Origin of the sequence: Thermococcus sp. JdF3 (genome assembly GCF_012027495.1) — an archaeon.
Taxonomy (GTDB): Archaea; Methanobacteriota_B; Thermococci; order Thermococcales; family Thermococcaceae; genus Thermococcus.
This window is the reverse complement of record NZ_SNUK01000017.1, coordinates 1-505: the sequence shown is the minus strand read 5'-3', so window position 1 is coordinate 505 and position 505 is coordinate 1. Positions and strand designations below refer to the sequence as shown.

Sequence of the window (505 nt, the reverse complement as noted above, 5' to 3'; positions counted from 1 at the left end):
AGTAACTGTTGCCACAACCATGGAGAGGGTTAGTAGAATCACGACAACTACTGAGAACATCATAAAATTGGAGTGTTCTATGACCTGAATCACGTTGCCAGACTTAACCAGCATATCTCCCTGCTCACCATCAAAATACTTTTTGAGTGCTAAAGCCGTCAGAAAGACCACAGATAAAATCACGTAATGTGGAACTCCTCTTTCAATTAAATAGGGGGAGATAAATAGCAAGAAAAGAATGAACTCCGCCAAGACCAGAATTCTAACCTTGTCCCTACTGGGAAGTAGTGTGTTCACTACATCAGACCTCCGTGACTTTTATATAATCATAACTGATGCCTGAAGCTCCTAAGAGACCAATCAAACCGCCTATAACTCCACCCAGAAGACCTCCTACCACTGTTCCCCCTAAGTTGCCAAGGAAAGAGTCAATTTCATCAAAGGAATTCGCACCCAGAATAAGAATCCCATAGCTCTTTCCCTTCTTGCCGGAGAACTTAACTGG

2 protein-coding genes are annotated in these 505 nt (G+C 42.8%); both read right to left on the bottom strand.

Annotated elements, in window-relative coordinates; all coding sequences use genetic code 11:
* A partial coding sequence (locus tag E3E42_RS11680) for a hypothetical protein (protein WP_167904883.1) occupies window positions 1-297 on the bottom strand: 297 nt, incomplete at its 3' end.
* A gap of 4 nt (window positions 298-301) precedes the next feature.
* On the bottom strand, window positions 302-505 hold a 204-nt coding region (locus E3E42_RS11675), incomplete at its 5' end, for a hypothetical protein (protein ID WP_206206134.1).